Below are 15327 nucleotides of genomic sequence, written 5' to 3'. Positions count from 1 at the left end.
GAAGCCCCCTCAAGATGAGATTTCCCATTACGCAAGTAAGTAAGATCCCTTGAAGACGACAAGGTAGATAGGTTCGAGGTGGAAGTATGGTGACATATGGAGCTGACGAATACTAATCGATCGAGGACTTAACCAAAACAATTGTGTGTTTCAATGAACCGTTTATCCAGTTTTGAAAGAATAAAAATTATTTTAGAAAAACGATTGACATTCACTCGTTAAACTGATATAATAATTCTTGTCCTTAAGAGAAATCTTAAGAAAATAGTCTGGTGGCGATAGCAAAGAGGTCATACCCGTTCCCATGCCGAACACGGAAGTCAAGCTCTTTAGCGCCGATGGTAGTTGGGGGTTTCCCCCTGTGAGAGTAGGACGCTGCCGGGCTGTTATATAATGGAGGATTAGCTCAGCTGGGAGAGCACCTGCCTTACAAGCAGGGGGTCGGCGGTTCGATCCCGTCATCCTCCACCATCAAAATATGCCGGTGTAGCTCAGTTGGTAGAGCAACTGACTTGTAATCAGTAGGTCGAGGGTTCGACTCCTTTCGCCGGCACCATTTTGAGTCATTAGCTCAGTTGGTAGAGCATCTGACTTTTAATCAGAGGGTCGCAGGTTCGAATCCTGCATGACTCACCACTTTAATATTTACTATGCGGGTGTGGCGGAATTGGCAGACGCACTAGACTTAGGATCTAGCGCCGCAAGGCGTGGGGGTTCGACTCCCTTCACCCGCACCATAATTTCTTATAATTTCATAACTGTCAGATAAAAAATATCTAAGCATATTGCGGAAGTAGTTCAGTGGTAGAACACCACCTTGCCAAGGTGGGGGTCGCGAGTTCGAACCTCGTCTTCCGCTCCAAATATGCCGGGGTGGCGGAACTGGCAGACGCACAGGACTTAAAATCCTGCGGTGAGTGATCACCGTGCCGGTTCGATTCCGGCCCTCGGCACCATTTTTAAAAACCGTATATACTTATTTTTGCGCCCGTAGCTCAATTGGATAGAGCGTCTGACTACGGATCAGAAGGTTGTGGATTCGACTTCTGCCGGGCGCACCATTTCCGGAATGTAGCTCAGCTTGGTAGAGCACTTGGTTTGGGACCAAGGGGTCGCAGGTTCGAATCCTGTCATTCCGACCATTAACAACATACCCATTATATTGGGGCCTTAGCTCAGCTGGGAGAGCGCCTGCCTTGCACGCAGGAGGTCAGCGGTTCGATCCCGCTAGGCTCCACCAATTTAAAACTTTAACCAATATTATTATGGCGGCCTAGCTCAGCTGGCTAGAGCGTCCGGTTCATACCCGGGAGGTCGGGGGTTCGATCCCCTCGGCCGCCATATTACCTAAAGGACCTTTAGCTCAGTTGGTTAGAGCAGACGGCTCATAACCGTCCGGTCGCAGGTTCGAGTCCTGCAAGGTCCACCAAGTAAGAACTTTATATACTATCTCGGAGGAATACCCAAGTCTGGCTGAAGGGATCGGTCTTGAAAACCGACAGGCGGGTCAAACCGCGCGGGGGTTCGAATCCCTCTTCCTCCTCCATATTAACCATACAATATAAATATTATTATCGCGGGGTGGAGCAGTTCGGTAGCTCGTCGGGCTCATAACCCGAAGGTCGCAGGTTCAAATCCTGTCCCCGCAACCAATTAAAAATGGTCCGGTAGTTCAGCTGGTTAGAATGCCTGCCTGTCACGCAGGAGGTCGCGGGTTCGAGTCCCGTCCGGACCGCCATTTTTAAAAAGATACATAAGTACAATCAATCATGGGTTTGTAGCTCAGTTGGTAGAGCATTAGATTGAAGCTCTAAGTGTCGGCGGTTCGATTCCGTCCAAACCCACCATGATTGCGGGTGTAGTTTAGTGGTAAAACCACAGCCTTCCAAGCTGTTGTCGGGAGTTCGATTCTCCTCACCCGCTCCAAAATGGGCCTATAGCTCAGCTGGTTAGAGCGCACGCCTGATAAGCGTGAGGTCGATGGTTCGAGTCCATTTAGGCCCACCATTTATATGATTCCGTTGTAGCTCAGTTGGTAGTAGCATCTGACTGTTAATCAGAGGGTCGCAGGTTCGAGTCCTGCCAACGGAGCCATATGGGGAAGTACTCAAGTGGCTGAAGAGGCGCCCCTGCTAAGGGTGTAGGTCGGGCAACCGGCGCGAGGGTTCAAATCCCTCCTTCTCCGCCATATTGGCCCCTTGGTCAAGCGGTTAAGACACCGCCCTTTCACGGCGGTAACACGGGTTCGAATCCCGTAGGGGTCATACTAATAATCGATTGCATATGATATGCAATCGATTATTTTTTTGTTTTTTAAATTATTTGGTAGGGTATTCTAACAAATATCTATTATTAATAGAACCATATAAAGTAAGGAGTTTTCATATGAAAAAAATTCTTTATATTTCAGTGACAGCGATTATTTTATCTGGATTCATTATTGCCGTAATGCAAGTTCAGGAGTTATTTGCTAATGAAAAAACCATACAGATTGCTATGAAAAAAAGTATAGAAGAAAAAAATAAAGCGCTACCTATTCAAAATATAAATACCTTAAAAAAGAATATTAAAAGTAAAGAAGCTCTTTTAATTAACTTAAATACGAATCAAGTACTTTATGCAAAAGAAGCTGAAAAAAGAGCCTATCCAGCATCGTTAACAAAATTAATGACTGTTATTGTTGCATTAGAAAATATACCGAATTTACAAAATCAAGTAACAGTTCCCGATTCAATTTTTGATTATATTCAACAAGCAAACGCTTCGATTGCTGGATTTAAGCCTAATGAAAAAGTGACAGTTGAAGATATACTATATGGTGTTATGTTACCTTCAGGAGCAGATGCATCTTTAGCTATTGCAAAATATGTTGCAGGTGATGAAAAAAACTTCGTTCATTTAATGAATGAGAAAGCAAAAGAACTTGATATGGATCAAACTCATTTTGAAAATGTTGAAGGTCTCCATCATGACAATCATTATTCAACTGCACATGACTTAATGAAATTGCTTCAATATGGAATGAAAAACCCAACATTTAAAGAAATCTTCTCTGCTAAACAGTACGGTGTTCAAAAAACAAATTTACGTCCTCAAGGCTTTTCATTCTCAAGCACACTGTTTAATAAAATAAACCCTAATGAAAAGCGTTCTTTTACATTTGTAGGTGGAAAAACAGGATACACATTAGAGAGTGGGTTGTCACTTGCTTCAGTTGCTAATAAAAAGAGAAAGACTTACGCATTAATCACTCTTAATGCGAAAGGGGCTGCAAGTGGAGAACCAATACACATTGTAGATGCAATAACATTATATTCTGCTATTAAATAAAAGTCGAAACGATGTCGTTACAGAACGATATTGTTTTGACTTTTTTCTTATATTTACTAGAACAATGTCTAAAACATCTATATAGTTAAAGTAATGGAATAGTAAAACGAGGTGTAAGAATGGAAATAATTGATTTGCATTGTGACGTTCTTTATACATTATCACAAGCAGAAGAACCAATCTCTTTTAAAAACAATGAGAAACTAGAAGTAACGTTAGAACAATTAAAAAAGACAAATACGAAATTACAAGTATTTGCGATTTTTATAGACGATACACTAAATGAAAATCAACGATACTTAGAAGCGATTCGCCAAGTAGAAATTTTTCACCAGGAAATCATAACACCTTATGAAGAAATGGTACACATTACAGATTGGAAACAATTAGAACAATTACAATCGAATCAAATTGGTGCAGTGTTAAGTCTTGAGGGCTGCGATGCGATTGGCTCAGATCTGCGAAAACTTCAAACATTTATAGATGCAGGCATTTTATTATGTGGATTAACTTGGAATCATGAAAATGCAGTAGCTTATGGCGCTGAAGAAGACCCAGCAATGGGGATTAAACCTTTTGGTCGAGAAGTCATTGCTTTATTAAATGCACATCACATTATTATCGATGTATCGCATTTAAATGAACAAGGTTTTTGGGATACGCTGCAAGAAGCAACATATGTGATTGCCAGTCATTCAAATGCACGTACTATTCAAGATCATCCACGTAATTTATATGATCAACAATTAAGAGCAATCGCTGAAAAAGGTGGGCACGTACATTGTGTATTCTATCCTCCTTTTATTAGCAATGAAGCATCTGTGACAATTGATGACTTAGTAAAGCATATCAAACACCTTGCTAAAATCATCACACCATCTAGAGTTGGTCTTGGCTCAGATTTTGAGGGAATTGATTTGTATGTTGAAAATCTTACGAGAACAGAAGAAATACCGAATCTTTTACAAGCATTAGAGGGTATTTTTACAACAGAAGAAATAAAAGGAATTGCAGCTGAAAACTTTCAACATTTTATTTCTAAAATCGAAAGAAGCTAGGATTTATTATGTGCTGAATAGCTTATAAAGTTGTATGATAGTATATGAAGTAAGTATGTACGAGTAGATTTAGAATCTACTGACGGAGGTAATTTTGATGAATCGTAAATTGTCGACGATAAACGGCGATCTAAGTAAAACTGATCAGTCGACAGTCCACTTTTATATTGAGTCGAAAGAGTTAGAAACACAATCTACTTTAGTATTTTTTGAAATCGGCGAAGAAAAGTTTAAGGGACAATGTTTTTATTGGCAAAACAAAGATAAAGATTTCACATTAGTTGGGCTAGGTCATGCTTATACAATTAAAAGTAATGATGCAGATGCTCGCTATGAAGATGTTGAAAAAGCATGGAAACATTTGATTCATTCAACATCATTAAAAGGAATTAAACAACAACCCATTTTATTTGGTAGCTTTACCTTTGATCCAAAAAAAGGTGTGTCGGATGAATGGGCTAATTTTTCACATGCGAATTTCGCACTGGCAAAACACCAATTAGTAGAGTCAAATGGACGCTTTTACATGAATACACATCTTGTATCAGAGGAAGTCATTACAGATGAAGATATTGAGCTTGCACGAGAAGAACGAGAAGCATTGCTTGAGCAAGCGAAAGGGCGTACATTAAAGACGTATATCAAACCACATGTTGTATTAACAGAAGAACCGTATAAAGAGGAATATCTTCAATCTATTACACAAGTAACAAATCAAATCAAAGCAAAACAAGCGGATAAAGTCGTGATTGCGCGCTCACTTGCGCTGACGTTTGACGAGGAAGTAAATACGTCGAATTTATTAGCACAACTTTCAGAAGAACAACCAGAAAGTTATTTATTTGCACAGGAGCAAGGGCAGGACTTGTTTTTAGGTGCCACACCTGAGCGACTAGTTTTTGTAAATCATAAAAAAGCGTATTCATCTTGTGTAGCGGGTTCGATTCGACGTGGTGCAACGGTTCAAGAAGATGAGGAGTTTGGGCGTATTCTTTTAAATGATACGAAGAATTTACAAGAACATCAGTATGTTGTAGATATGATTTCAAATTCATTTAAAGAAACGTGTGAACAGTACACGTTACCAAATCATCCAGATTTATTAAAGATTCGTGATATTCAGCATCTTCATACGCCAATTGAAGGGATTTTAAAAGAAGATGCAACAATCTTACAAATGGTTGAAAAATTACATCCAACGCCTGCGCTTGGAGGATCACCACGTGAAGTTGCGATGGAGATGATTCGCCAGTATGAACCGATGAATCGTGGTGTATATGCAGCGCCAATTGGTTGGCTTAACGCAGATGGCGACGGTGAGTTTGCTGTTGCGATTCGTTCAGCACTATTACAAGATAAAAAAGCTTATTTATATGCAGGCGGCGGCATTGTGGAAGATTCTGAACCAAAAAGTGAATACGAGGAAACATTGGTGAAGTTTAGACCGATGTTACGTACATTAGGAGGAAAGTTGAATGATGAATAAGCAAATTCTATCGGATTATGTTTATCGAATCATCGGCTCATTAGCAGAGTATGGCGTAACCGATGTTGTTATAAGTCCAGGATCACGTTCGACACCTCTTGCTTATGGGTTTGCATCTTCTAAAGAGTTTAATGTATTTCGACAAGTAGATGAGCGCTCAGCAGCTTTTTTAGCGCTAGGTATGGCGAAAACAAAAGCAAAGCCCGTTGCGTTACTCTGTACATCAGGAACAGCAGCAGCCAACTACTTTCCTGCGATTGTAGAAGCATATTATGCACGAGTTCCACTTATTATTTTAACAGCAGATCGTCCGCATGAATTGCGCGACGTCGGAGCACCGCAAGCGATTAATCAACCGGACTTATATGGACATCATGTGAAATGGTCTGTTGATTTACCAATTCCAGACGAATATGAAGCGACACTGCCTCATATTGAACGTCATATTGCACGCGCTACAACGGTGTCGATGGCTTCTCCTAAAGGACCTGTACATTTAAATATTCCTTTTAGAGAGCCGCTTTTGATTGATTTTCAAGATGAATTACCAAAGCCAACTTTTCATCAGTCATTTACTGCGAAACTCGTACCAAGTAATGATGCACTACAATTTTGGAAAGAGGCTATTCAACAAGCCAGAAAAGGTTTTGTTGTAATGGGGGAATTAGCAGAAGGTACAGATTTAAACGAAGTTTGGTCATTTATTCGTACATTAAAGTGGCCTGTATTAGTTGAAAGTTTATCGCAGCTACGTACCCAAGTGCCAAATGACTGTAAGCATTATGTGATCGAACATTATGATAGTATCTTAAAAAATGATGTATTTAAAAAGAACATGCATCCAGATACGGTCATTCGATTTGGTGCGCAGCCTGTTTCAAAGCCGCTAACACTATTTTTAAAAGCAGTGAAACCACGTACTTTTATTACAGTAGATGAAGATAGTTTATTTAGAGATCCGTTAGGTGTTACAACTACACACATTCAAGCAGAAATCGGTTCTTGGATGTCTGATTTTAATGTAGATGAGATGAACTATGACGCGGAGTACCAACAAATCTTTACACGAGCAAATGAAATTGCATGTCAACATGTGAAAGCCTATATTGCTAAAGAACATGATGAAGGTGCACTGGCAGGAATGCTGTTTGAATACTTACCAAATGAAAGTGATTTAGTTGTGAGCAGCAGTATGCCAATACGTGATGTAGATACATTCTTCTACCAAACAGCGCGTGATATTCGTATATTTGCGAATCGTGGTGCAAATGGTATTGATGGTGTTGTATCTACTGCAATTGGCGCGCAATTAGGTACGATGCGCGACACGTATTTATTAATTGGTGATTTAGCGTTTTTACATGATGCGAATGGTTTGCTTGCGAGTCGTTATCAAGATACACAGTTAACGATTATTGTGATGAACAATGATGGTGGTGGTATTTTCTCTTATTTAGCACAATCGTCTGTTGAAGCGCATTATGAACAACTATTTGGTACACCTACAGGACTTGGCTTTGAGGAATTGGCACGTATGTATGACGCACAGTATGAGCATGTTCATACGAAGGAAGAATTTAAGTCTGTTTTACAACAACCGAAAGAAAAAAATCTTCGAATCATTGAAGTACAAACGAATCGTGAAGATAATGTTGTCACACATCGTAAACTATGGGCAAGCATGAATGAGGAGCTTAATCAATTATGGCAAGTGTAATAACGAATATACGTGGCATTGATGTACATTATGAAGTGCACAATGCACGACAAGAACAAACAATTGTCTTTTTACATGGCTTTACAGGTAGTACACGCACGTGGGATGAAGTGATTGAACAACTTCCTGCTACACATCGTCTGATTACAATTGACTTAGTTGGACATGGTCAGACGGATGCACCGAAATTATTGCGCTATTATTCTATGCAAGAACAAGTTGAAATACTAGAAGCCTTCTTCGAATGGAAACAAATCGAACAATTCGATTTAATTGGTTATTCAATGGGAGGACGTGTGGCGTTAGCTTATGCAATGAATTATCCACAACGTATTCATACGCTAATTTTAGAAAATGCGTCACCGGGTTTAAAAACGATTGAAGAACGTGAGCAGCGTATTCAGTTGGATCATTTACTGGCAGATCGAATTGAACAGCGAGGTATTGTGGATTTTGTTGATTATTGGCAAGATATCCCGTTATTCCAAACACAAAAGTTATTATCTGAAGAAAAGCAACATGCGATTCGAGAAGAACGCTTGAACCAACAAGAGATTGGTTTAGCGAATAGTTTACGTGGAATGGGAACAGGGCAACAAAATTCATATTGGTCGGAGTTGTCAAAATTCGAGAAAAATGTGGTATTATTAAATGGAGAGCTTGACTTGAAGTTTATAACAATTTCTGAGCAGATGAAGGGACTAATTCCAAATGCTCAACAAATTGTGGTACCAAAAGTTGGGCATGCAATTCATGTGGAAAATCCACAATCTTTTGCTACAATAGTAAAAGAGCAATTACATCTATAATAGTAGGAGGAGTTCATAATGACTCGTCAATGGGTAACAGAACATGTCTATGAAGACATTAAATATGAATCATACAATGGAATCGCAAAAATTACGATTAACCGTCCAGAGGTTCGTAATGCATTCCGTCCAAAAACAACTGCTGAAATGATTGATGCTTTCACACGTGCGCGTGATGATGCGAAAATCGGTGCAATCATCTTAACAGGTGAAGGCGAAAAAGCATTCTGTTCAGGCGGTGACCAAAAAGTACGTGGTAACGGTGGTTACGTAGGTGACGATAATATTCCACGTCTAAATGTATTAGATTTACAAACATTAATTCGTAAAATTCCAAAACCAGTAGTTGCGATGGTAGCAGGTTATGCAATCGGTGGAGGTCACGTATTACATGTTGTTTGTGACTTAACAATCGCAGCTGATAATGCACGCTTCGGTCAAACAGGTCCTCGCGTAGGTTCATTTGACGGTGGTTACGGTGCAGGTTACTTAGCACGTATTATCGGTCATAAAAAAGCACGTGAGATTTGGTTCTTATGCCGTCAATATGATGCACAAGAAGCACTTGATATGGGCTTAGTTAATACAGTAGTACCTTACGAGCAGTTAGAAGACGAAACAGTGAAATGGTGTGAAGAAATGCTTGCACTGTCACCAATGGCTCTTCGTATGTTAAAAGGTGCATTCAATGCAGATTCAGACGGTCTTGCAGGTATTCAACAACTTGCAGGTGACGCAACACTTCTTTACTACACATCAGATGAAGCAAAAGAAGGTCGCGATGCATTCAAAGAAAAACGTCAACCAGACTTCGGTCAGTTCCCACGTTTCCCATAGAACTTAAATGATTATAAAAAGTAGCGTAGACCTTTGGATGGTTTACGCTACTTTTTTATTATCATAATCCCATGCGTTCACGGAATGTATGCTCCATGTAAGCCTCTCTAAAAAGTCCTCTTTTTTGCATTTCAGGAACAATCATTTCAACAAAATCTTCTAAACTATCAGGTAATGTTGGAGGCATGAGGTTAAATCCATCAGCTACGCCTTCCTTAAACCAGATCTCCATTTGGTCAACAATTTCCTTTGGTGTACCAATCAATGTACAATGTCCACCGCCAGCATTTAAGTAACCGAGTAATTCTTTCACTGTTGGATCGGTATCACGAATGATTTCTAGAATCGTTTCATAGCGTCCCACAGGTCCATTGAATGCTTCTACAGAAGGTAATGGAGGGATCTTTTCATCAATATTCCAATTTGAGCAGTCTTGTTGAATAAATGAGCTTAATTGTTTTAAAGCAACTTCAATTGGGAGAGCTTGGTCCATAGCTTCTTTTTTAGCTAAAGCTTCTTCATGTGTATGACCTACATATGTTACTAATCCAGGTAAAATTTTAATATGTTTCTTAGGTTTAGATGATTTTTCAATTGCGTCATTTAATTTATGTCGAAAATTTTTAGCTTGCTTGAGGTTCCAAGAGACTGAATAGACTACTTCAGCATGATTAGCAGCTAAAGCAACGCCCTGTTTTGAAGCACCTGCTTGCATTTTGACCGGTGCACCTTGTGGACTTTTTGGTACAGTAGAAGGACCTGCAACTTGAAAATAATGACCACTGTGATTAAAAGAGTGAATATTTGAAGCATTGATAATTTTATTTTCTTCACGATTATGGACAAAATCACAAGCATCCCAAGATAAAAATAGTTGATCCATAAGTATCGAAAATTCTTCAGCTTTTTCATAGCGTTGATTATGGGGAGGTAATGCTTCCATACTATGATTGCGAGCTTCATTATCACTCATTGATGTAACGAGATTCCAACCTACGCGCCCCTCGGTGAGATGGTCCAAACTTAATAGTTGTCTAGAAACTGTATAGGGATTAGAGAACGTACTTGAAATAGTGGCAACTAAACCAATATGATGCGTTACTTGAGAAATAGCTGTTAAATTAATTAGCGGATCAAACCAAAATGCAGGCATGACTTGTGCATCATTTGCTGGAAAAGCATGATGATCTGCAAAAAATACAGCGTCCAATAATCCTTTTTCCGCTAGTTGAGCTAATTCTTGATAATAAGAGATACTTCCAATATCCTCAATGCGTGAATTGTCCATTAGCCAAGCTGCTTGATGATGACCACAACCATATAGTAAAACACCTATATGTAACTGTTTTTCTGTAGTTTTTAACATGATTTACACCTCGATTTATTTTGGATAGGGATTAGTTCATTGTTAAACCACCATCTACTGTAAAGTTCTGTCCTGTAATTCCATGTGCTTTTTCGGAACATAGATACGCTACCATATTGGCAACATCTTGTGGTGTGGTTACTTTTCTTAAAGGTGTAGATTGAGAGATTAAATCAAATACTTCAGGTGTTGTAACAGCACTGGCATCTGTTGTTTTTAAAAGACCTCCTGAAACAACATTTGCTCGGATACCATAAACGCCTAATTCTGAAGCGAGATTACGTGTGAAACCAATCAAAGCTGCTTTAGCCGTTGTGTATTCATGGTAGGGTACGACGGGATTTTGAAATAAATTAGTACCAATACTAATAATGCTACCATTTTTTCTTTCAATAAATTGCGGAATTACACTCTGGCTTGTATTGAATGCAGCCTTTAACGTACCATCCAGTTGTTTTTGATAATCATCCCAAGAAAGGTCTTTGAAAGATTTTTGTTTAATCGGATCGAATTTAAAGTCGATTAATGCATTATTTACAACAGCGTCTATTTGACCAAAGTGTTCTGTTGCCATGTTCATTAATTGATCGACTTCTTGTCGATTCGTTACATCAGCTTGAATAGCAATCGCTTTGTCTTCACCAATTTCAGTTACTAATTTTTCAGCAGCTTCTTTACTTTGATAATAATTAATGACAACTTGAAAATCTTGTTGTGCAAGTGTTTTGACAATAACTGCACCTAACCCTCTACTCCCACCTGTAACTACTACTGTTTTTTTCATTCAAAACAACTCCTCTTATTTATTTCAACTTAAATAAAAAATACACAACCTTCGTAGGAAAGTTGTGTATAACAAATCATTGCATAACAAAAAAGTACAGACTTTTTTCAGTATGTATAGAATTGACACTTTCCTACGCTAGTATTAACTAGTTCAGGTTCAAAGGGTTTGAGTAGGACTCATCTCAGTTAAATAACACCCCTAGTGTAGACCTATTAAGTTACATTGAATACTAACTTATAAGGTTTATATTGTCAAATTTGTTTATTATTTATATTGATATTAAACAAAAGTTTGTTTTTATAAACATTTGACACTAGACTTAATTTTGTTTATGATGTAAACAAATAAAACTTAGGGTGATGACATTGACGGAGAGAGAACAAGCACTGATTCAACTCATTAAGGAAAACCCGTTTATGCAGCAACAAGAGATGGCTGAAAAATTAGAAATGTCGAGACCGGCTCTAGCTAACTTAATATCGGGGTTAGTGAAAAAGGGTAAGATTATAGGGAGAGCGTACGTATTGCCAAAAGAAAATAAAATTATATGTATTGGTGGAGCCAATATGGACCGAAAACTTCATTTGAAGGGACAGGTTCAGATGGGGACATCAAATCCTGTAACATCTACAGAAAGTGTAGGTGGCGTAGCGCGAAATATTGCTGAAAACTTGGGAAGACTTGGACATCAAGTGAGTTTACTGACGACTGCTGGAAAAGATTCTGATTGGCAAGCAATTGTTGCAGCTTCGAATGCTTTTATTCATTTAGAAGAAGTCGAGCAGTTGGAACAATGTTCAACAGGTTCTTACACAGCCATTATGGATGAACAAGGCGAATTGGTTATGGCAACAGCGAATATGGACGTCTATGATGCATTAACACCACAAATTCTAATGAAGCATGAACATGTTTTATCGACTGCTCCGGCAATTATAGTTGATTTGAATTGTCCGAAAGAAACAGTTGATTATATTCAACAATTTGCAGTAACGAGAGAAGTACCTCTTATTATTGTGCCGGTATCTTCTCCAAAGATGAACCGTATGCCAACAACATTAGAAGGCGTTACATGGTTCATCTGTAATACAGATGAAGCCGAAACATTAACAAATCGTACGATTACATCAGAAGCAGATTATTTACAAGCAATTCAAGAGATCGCTCAGATGGGCGTAGAAAATGTCGTAATTACAGCTGGCGCAAAGGGAGTTTATGCTGCAAACAAGAACTTGATGCCAACACATTTTGAAGCACGAGCAGCAAATCAAATTGAGGATGTTACAGGCGCAGGAGATGCATTCGTCTCAGCAGTTGTACATGCTTGGTTAGAGAAGTACACATTTGAACAGACGATTCAAGCAGGATTAATCAATGCGAAAAATACGCTTGAATCTAAGTTTACTGTACGTCCTGAATTAACAAAACAATCGTTAGAACAAGAACTGGAGGATTAATTATGAAACAATACATCGAATTATCAAAAGAAGTACAAGAAGGAATGGACGCTGGTAAAGCTATCGTTGCATTAGAATCAACAATTATCTCACACGGTATGCCATACCCACAAAATGTACAAACAGCACGTGAAGTAGAACAAATCATTCGTGAACATGGCGCAGTTCCAGCAACAATCGCAATCATCGACGGCAAAATCAAAATTGGTTTATCAGATGAAGAATTAGAAATGTTCGGTAATGCGGATAATGTAGCAAAAGCTTCTCGTCGTGATATTCCATACTTAATCGCAACGAAAAAAATCGGTGCGACAACAGTAGCAGCGACAATGATTGCAGCTGAATTAGCAGGAATCGAGTTATTCGTAACAGGTGGTATTGGTGGCGTTCACCGCGGCGCAGAAACAACAATGGATATTTCAGCTGACTTAGAAGAACTAGCAACTTCTAAAGTAGGTGTTGTATGTGCAGGTGCAAAATCAATTTTAGATATCGGTTTAACACTTGAATTCTTAGAAACAAAAGGTGTGCCTGTTATTGGATATGGTACAGACGAATTACCAGCATTCTTCACACGTAAATCAGGATTTGATGTAAACTTCCGTCAAGATACACCTGCAGAAGTTGCAGCAACTTTACGTACAAAATGGAATTTAAATATGGCTGGTGGCGCGGTAATCGCTAACCCAATCCCAGAAGAAGATGCATTAGACCATGACTTCATTACAAATATTATTCATGAAGCATTAAAAGAAGCAGAAGAAAATAATATTCAAGGTAAATCAGTTACGCCATTCTTATTAGGTAAAGTAAAAGAGTTAACAGAAGGTAAGAGCCTAGTAGCTAACATTGCATTAGTAAAACACAATGCGCATATCGGTGCTCAAATCGCAGTTGAATTAAATAAAACAAAATAATATACGAACGGAAACCTTTCGATTTGAGGGGTTTCCGTTTTGTATTTCACATGTTTCGTATTAGAATAAGAAAGGATGAAAACAATAGAGTTAGGGATGAAAAAAATGATACCAAACTGGATTGAGCAACGCACGTCATTAACACCTCATCGTGTAGCATTAACTTTTCAAGATGAGAAATGGACGTATGAACAGCTATCCGAACAATCAAAATATTATGCTGGTGCTATAAAAGCTGCCGGTTTACATGAAGGACAACGCGTTGCCATTTTTGGGCGGTCAACACCGCATCTTATTCGTACGATTTTTGCATGTATGCAATTGCGTATCGAGATGGTGTTATTAAACTTACGATTAACAGAAGCAGAACTTGCTTATCAAATTCAAGATGCACAAGTAGATGCATTACTTGTGGATGACGATTTAGTAGAACAATTACCTTCTACGCATAAATTGCAAATTCTATTTTCTGATTTAATGACCTCACAAGAAAAGGCAGAGGTAATTAAACATTGGTCACGAGATGAAACAATGACTATCATGTACACATCAGGTACAACTAGTCAGCCAAAAGGTGTTCGTCAAACGATTGGTAATCATATGGCGAGTGCGACCTCAGCACTTTATAATACAGGTTTAGTAGAAGATGAAGGATGGATTTGTACAGTCCCTATTTTTCATATTAGCGGGTTCTCTATGCTGTGCAAATGTATTTTACATGGTGTTCGACTAGATTTGTATGAGAAATATACAGTTGAAGAAGTGGCATTACAATTAATTGAAGGTACTGCGACTCGTATGTCAGCTGTCGCAGTTATGTTAGAGAAGTTAGTGTCTTATATTGAAGAGCAAGGACAGCGTGTATCGCCAAAGTTCCAATTACTATTAGTAGGCGGTGGTCCTGTTCCCAAAAGCTATTTAACACGTGCAGAAGCCATTGATCTCCGTGTAGCACAAACATACGGAATGACGGAAACAGCAAGCCAAGTAGCGACACTATCCAGTAAAGACGCGCTTCGTAAAGTGGGTTCTGTTGGAAAACCACTGATGTTTAATGAGATTTGTATTGCAGGAGTAGAAAGACCATTTGACCATGGTGAGATTTGTGTAAGAGGGGATAGTGTTACACCAGGTTATGTTGGACAACATGCCCATATTAAAACACAGGTAGATGGTTTTTTACACACAGGAGATATTGGCTATTTTGATGATGAAGGTTATCTTTATGTAGCCGATCGTCGTTCAGATTTAATTATCTCAGGTGGAGAAAATATTTATCCAGCTGAAATTGAAAATGTATTAGCAGGGCATCCTCATATTGCCGCAGTTGGTGTATGTGGTGTCCAAGATGAGATATGGGGACAAGTTCCGGCTGCCTTTATTATGTCAAAAGAGACAACATTGAATGCAGAAACGATTTTAGCCTTTTGCGAAGATAAATTAGCGAAATATAAACTACCCAAACAAATTCATTTCGTCGAAGAATTACCACGAAATGGTACAGGGAAATTACTTCGTCGTAAATTAGTTGAGTTAATACCAAAATAATATTGAAAAAGAGGA

11 protein-coding genes, 20 tRNA genes, 2 rRNA genes and 1 riboswitch (1 of these 34 running past the window's edge) are annotated in these 15327 nt (G+C 38.8%); of the genes, 31 read left to right on the top strand and 2 right to left on the bottom strand.

Annotated features, from left to right (window positions below):
- From QN089_RS11165 to menB, 28 genes are all read left to right on the top strand, one after another.
- Window positions 1-136, top strand: a 23S ribosomal RNA gene (locus QN089_RS11165) (it extends 2793 nt beyond the left edge of the window).
- Between the two features lie 132 nt (window positions 137-268).
- Window positions 269-384: ribosomal RNA gene (rrf, locus tag QN089_RS11160) — 5S ribosomal RNA — on the top strand.
- Window positions 385-395: 11 nt separating this feature from the next.
- Window positions 396-471: transfer RNA gene (locus QN089_RS11155), tRNA-Val, on the top strand.
- Between the two features lie 9 nt (window positions 472-480).
- Window positions 481-556: transfer RNA gene (locus QN089_RS11150), tRNA-Thr, on the top strand.
- Window positions 557-560: 4 nt separating this feature from the next.
- Window positions 561-636 (top strand) — tRNA-Lys (locus QN089_RS11145).
- Window positions 637-652: 16 nt separating this feature from the next.
- Window positions 653-737 (top strand) — tRNA-Leu (locus tag QN089_RS11140).
- Window positions 738-787: 50 nt separating this feature from the next.
- A tRNA-Gly gene (locus QN089_RS11135) sits at window positions 788-862 on the top strand.
- A 5-nt stretch (window positions 863-867) separates the two neighbouring features.
- A tRNA-Leu gene (locus tag QN089_RS11130) sits at window positions 868-956 on the top strand.
- Window positions 957-984: 28 nt separating this feature from the next.
- Window positions 985-1061, top strand: a tRNA-Arg gene (locus QN089_RS11125).
- Window positions 1062-1065: 4 nt separating this feature from the next.
- Window positions 1066-1142, top strand: a tRNA-Pro gene (locus QN089_RS11120).
- Between the two features lie 22 nt (window positions 1143-1164).
- Window positions 1165-1240 (top strand) — tRNA-Ala (locus QN089_RS11115).
- Between the two features lie 27 nt (window positions 1241-1267).
- Window positions 1268-1341: transfer RNA gene (locus tag QN089_RS11110), tRNA-Met, on the top strand.
- Between the two features lie 11 nt (window positions 1342-1352).
- Window positions 1353-1429: transfer RNA gene (locus QN089_RS11105), tRNA-Ile, on the top strand.
- A 24-nt stretch (window positions 1430-1453) separates the two neighbouring features.
- Window positions 1454-1546, top strand: a tRNA-Ser gene (locus tag QN089_RS11100).
- 29 nt (window positions 1547-1575) lie between these two features.
- A tRNA-Met gene (locus QN089_RS11095) sits at window positions 1576-1652 on the top strand.
- Between the two features lie 9 nt (window positions 1653-1661).
- A tRNA-Asp gene (locus QN089_RS11090) sits at window positions 1662-1738 on the top strand.
- A 33-nt stretch (window positions 1739-1771) separates the two neighbouring features.
- Window positions 1772-1847: transfer RNA gene (locus QN089_RS11085), tRNA-Phe, on the top strand.
- A gap of 5 nt (window positions 1848-1852) precedes the next feature.
- A tRNA-Gly gene (locus tag QN089_RS11080) sits at window positions 1853-1926 on the top strand.
- Window positions 1927-1930: 4 nt separating this feature from the next.
- Window positions 1931-2007, top strand: a tRNA-Ile gene (locus QN089_RS11075).
- A 10-nt stretch (window positions 2008-2017) separates the two neighbouring features.
- Window positions 2018-2094, top strand: a tRNA-Asn gene (locus QN089_RS11070).
- Window positions 2095-2097: 3 nt separating this feature from the next.
- Window positions 2098-2188 (top strand) — tRNA-Ser (locus QN089_RS11065).
- Window positions 2189-2192: 4 nt separating this feature from the next.
- Window positions 2193-2264, top strand: a tRNA-Glu gene (locus QN089_RS11060).
- A 121-nt stretch (window positions 2265-2385) separates the two neighbouring features.
- Window positions 2386-3330 (top strand): D-alanyl-D-alanine carboxypeptidase family protein, encoded by a 945-nt coding sequence (locus QN089_RS11055; RefSeq protein WP_285215323.1) that lies wholly within the window; start codon window positions 2386-2388, stop codon window positions 3328-3330.
- Between the two features lie 119 nt (window positions 3331-3449).
- Window positions 3450-4388, top strand: coding sequence for a dipeptidase (locus QN089_RS11050; protein ID WP_285215322.1), 939 nt, complete (start codon window positions 3450-3452; stop codon window positions 4386-4388).
- A gap of 97 nt (window positions 4389-4485) precedes the next feature.
- Window positions 4486-5874: an isochorismate synthase gene (locus tag QN089_RS11045; RefSeq protein WP_285215321.1), complete on the top strand. Its 1389-nt coding sequence runs from the start codon at window positions 4486-4488 to the stop codon at window positions 5872-5874.
- Entirely contained in the window at window positions 5864-7591 is a 1728-nt protein-coding gene (gene menD, locus QN089_RS11040) for a 2-succinyl-5-enolpyruvyl-6-hydroxy-3-cyclohexene-1-carboxylic-acid synthase (RefSeq protein WP_285215320.1), read from the top strand. The genes QN089_RS11045 and menD overlap by 11 nt, the downstream gene beginning before the upstream one ends.
- A complete protein-coding gene (gene menH / locus QN089_RS11035; protein WP_285215319.1) occupies window positions 7579-8400 on the top strand; it encodes a 2-succinyl-6-hydroxy-2,4-cyclohexadiene-1-carboxylate synthase in 822 nt (273 codons plus the stop codon). The genes menD and menH overlap by 13 nt, the downstream gene beginning before the upstream one ends.
- 18 nt (window positions 8401-8418) lie before the next feature.
- A complete protein-coding gene (menB, locus tag QN089_RS11030; protein WP_068451610.1) occupies window positions 8419-9237 on the top strand; it encodes a 1,4-dihydroxy-2-naphthoyl-CoA synthase in 819 nt (272 codons plus the stop codon).
- A gap of 61 nt (window positions 9238-9298) precedes the next feature.
- On the opposite strand, the gene QN089_RS11025 is transcribed toward menB, so the two are convergent.
- Both QN089_RS11025 and QN089_RS11020 read right to left on the bottom strand, forming a co-directional pair.
- Window positions 9299-10603, bottom strand: a complete 1305-nt coding sequence (locus QN089_RS11025) for an LLM class flavin-dependent oxidoreductase (RefSeq protein WP_285215318.1) — start codon at window positions 10601-10603, stop codon at window positions 9299-9301.
- A 31-nt stretch (window positions 10604-10634) separates the two neighbouring features.
- Window positions 10635-11387 (bottom strand): 3-oxoacyl-ACP reductase, encoded by a 753-nt coding sequence (locus QN089_RS11020; RefSeq protein ID WP_285215317.1) that lies wholly within the window; start codon window positions 11385-11387, stop codon window positions 10635-10637.
- Between the two features lie 113 nt (window positions 11388-11500).
- A riboswitch (TPP riboswitch) is annotated at window positions 11501-11600 on the bottom strand.
- A gap of 149 nt (window positions 11601-11749) precedes the next feature.
- Between QN089_RS11020 and QN089_RS11015 the strand changes: the two genes are divergently transcribed.
- From QN089_RS11015 to QN089_RS11005, 3 genes are all read left to right on the top strand, one after another.
- Window positions 11750-12847 (top strand): PfkB family carbohydrate kinase, encoded by a 1098-nt coding sequence (locus QN089_RS11015; RefSeq protein WP_068451619.1) that lies wholly within the window; start codon window positions 11750-11752, stop codon window positions 12845-12847.
- Between the two features lie 2 nt (window positions 12848-12849).
- Window positions 12850-13764: a pseudouridine-5'-phosphate glycosidase gene (locus tag QN089_RS11010; protein ID WP_087680445.1), complete on the top strand. Its 915-nt coding sequence runs from the start codon at window positions 12850-12852 to the stop codon at window positions 13762-13764.
- Between the two features lie 96 nt (window positions 13765-13860).
- Entirely contained in the window at window positions 13861-15312 is a 1452-nt protein-coding gene (locus QN089_RS11005) for an o-succinylbenzoate--CoA ligase (RefSeq protein ID WP_350310596.1), read from the top strand.
- Window positions 15313-15327: the final 15 nt, after the last annotated feature.

Origin of the sequence: Kurthia sp. YJT4 (assembly GCF_030219945.1) — a bacterium.
Taxonomy (GTDB): domain Bacteria; phylum Bacillota; class Bacilli; order Bacillales_A; family Planococcaceae; genus Kurthia; species Kurthia gibsonii.
Note: the sequence above shows the minus strand (reverse complement) of the source record. Positions and strands in the feature narration are given on the sequence as shown.

Coding starts and splice junctions, on each gene's coding strand:
- QN089_RS11015 (WP_068451619.1), top strand. CDS start 11,750: ATGACATTGACGGAGAGAGAACAAGCACTGATTCAACTCATTAAGGAA.
- QN089_RS11010 (WP_087680445.1), top strand. CDS start 12,850: ATGAAACAATACATCGAATTATCAAAAGAAGTACAAGAAGGAATGGAC.
- menB (WP_068451610.1), top strand. CDS start 8,419: ATGACTCGTCAATGGGTAACAGAACATGTCTATGAAGACATTAAATAT.
- menH (WP_285215319.1), top strand. CDS start 7,579: ATGGCAAGTGTAATAACGAATATACGTGGCATTGATGTACATTATGAA.
- QN089_RS11050 (WP_285215322.1), top strand. CDS start 3,450: ATGGAAATAATTGATTTGCATTGTGACGTTCTTTATACATTATCACAA.
- menD (WP_285215320.1), top strand. CDS start 5,864: ATGATGAATAAGCAAATTCTATCGGATTATGTTTATCGAATCATCGGC.
- QN089_RS11020 (WP_285215317.1), bottom strand. CDS start 11,387: ATGAAAAAAACAGTAGTAGTTACAGGTGGGAGTAGAGGGTTAGGTGCA.
- QN089_RS11045 (WP_285215321.1), top strand. CDS start 4,486: ATGAATCGTAAATTGTCGACGATAAACGGCGATCTAAGTAAAACTGAT.
- QN089_RS11055 (WP_285215323.1), top strand. CDS start 2,386: ATGAAAAAAATTCTTTATATTTCAGTGACAGCGATTATTTTATCTGGA.
- QN089_RS11025 (WP_285215318.1), bottom strand. CDS start 10,603: ATGTTAAAAACTACAGAAAAACAGTTACATATAGGTGTTTTACTATAT.
- QN089_RS11005 (WP_350310596.1), top strand. CDS start 13,861: ATGAAAAAAATGATACCAAACTGGATTGAGCAACGCACGTCATTAACA.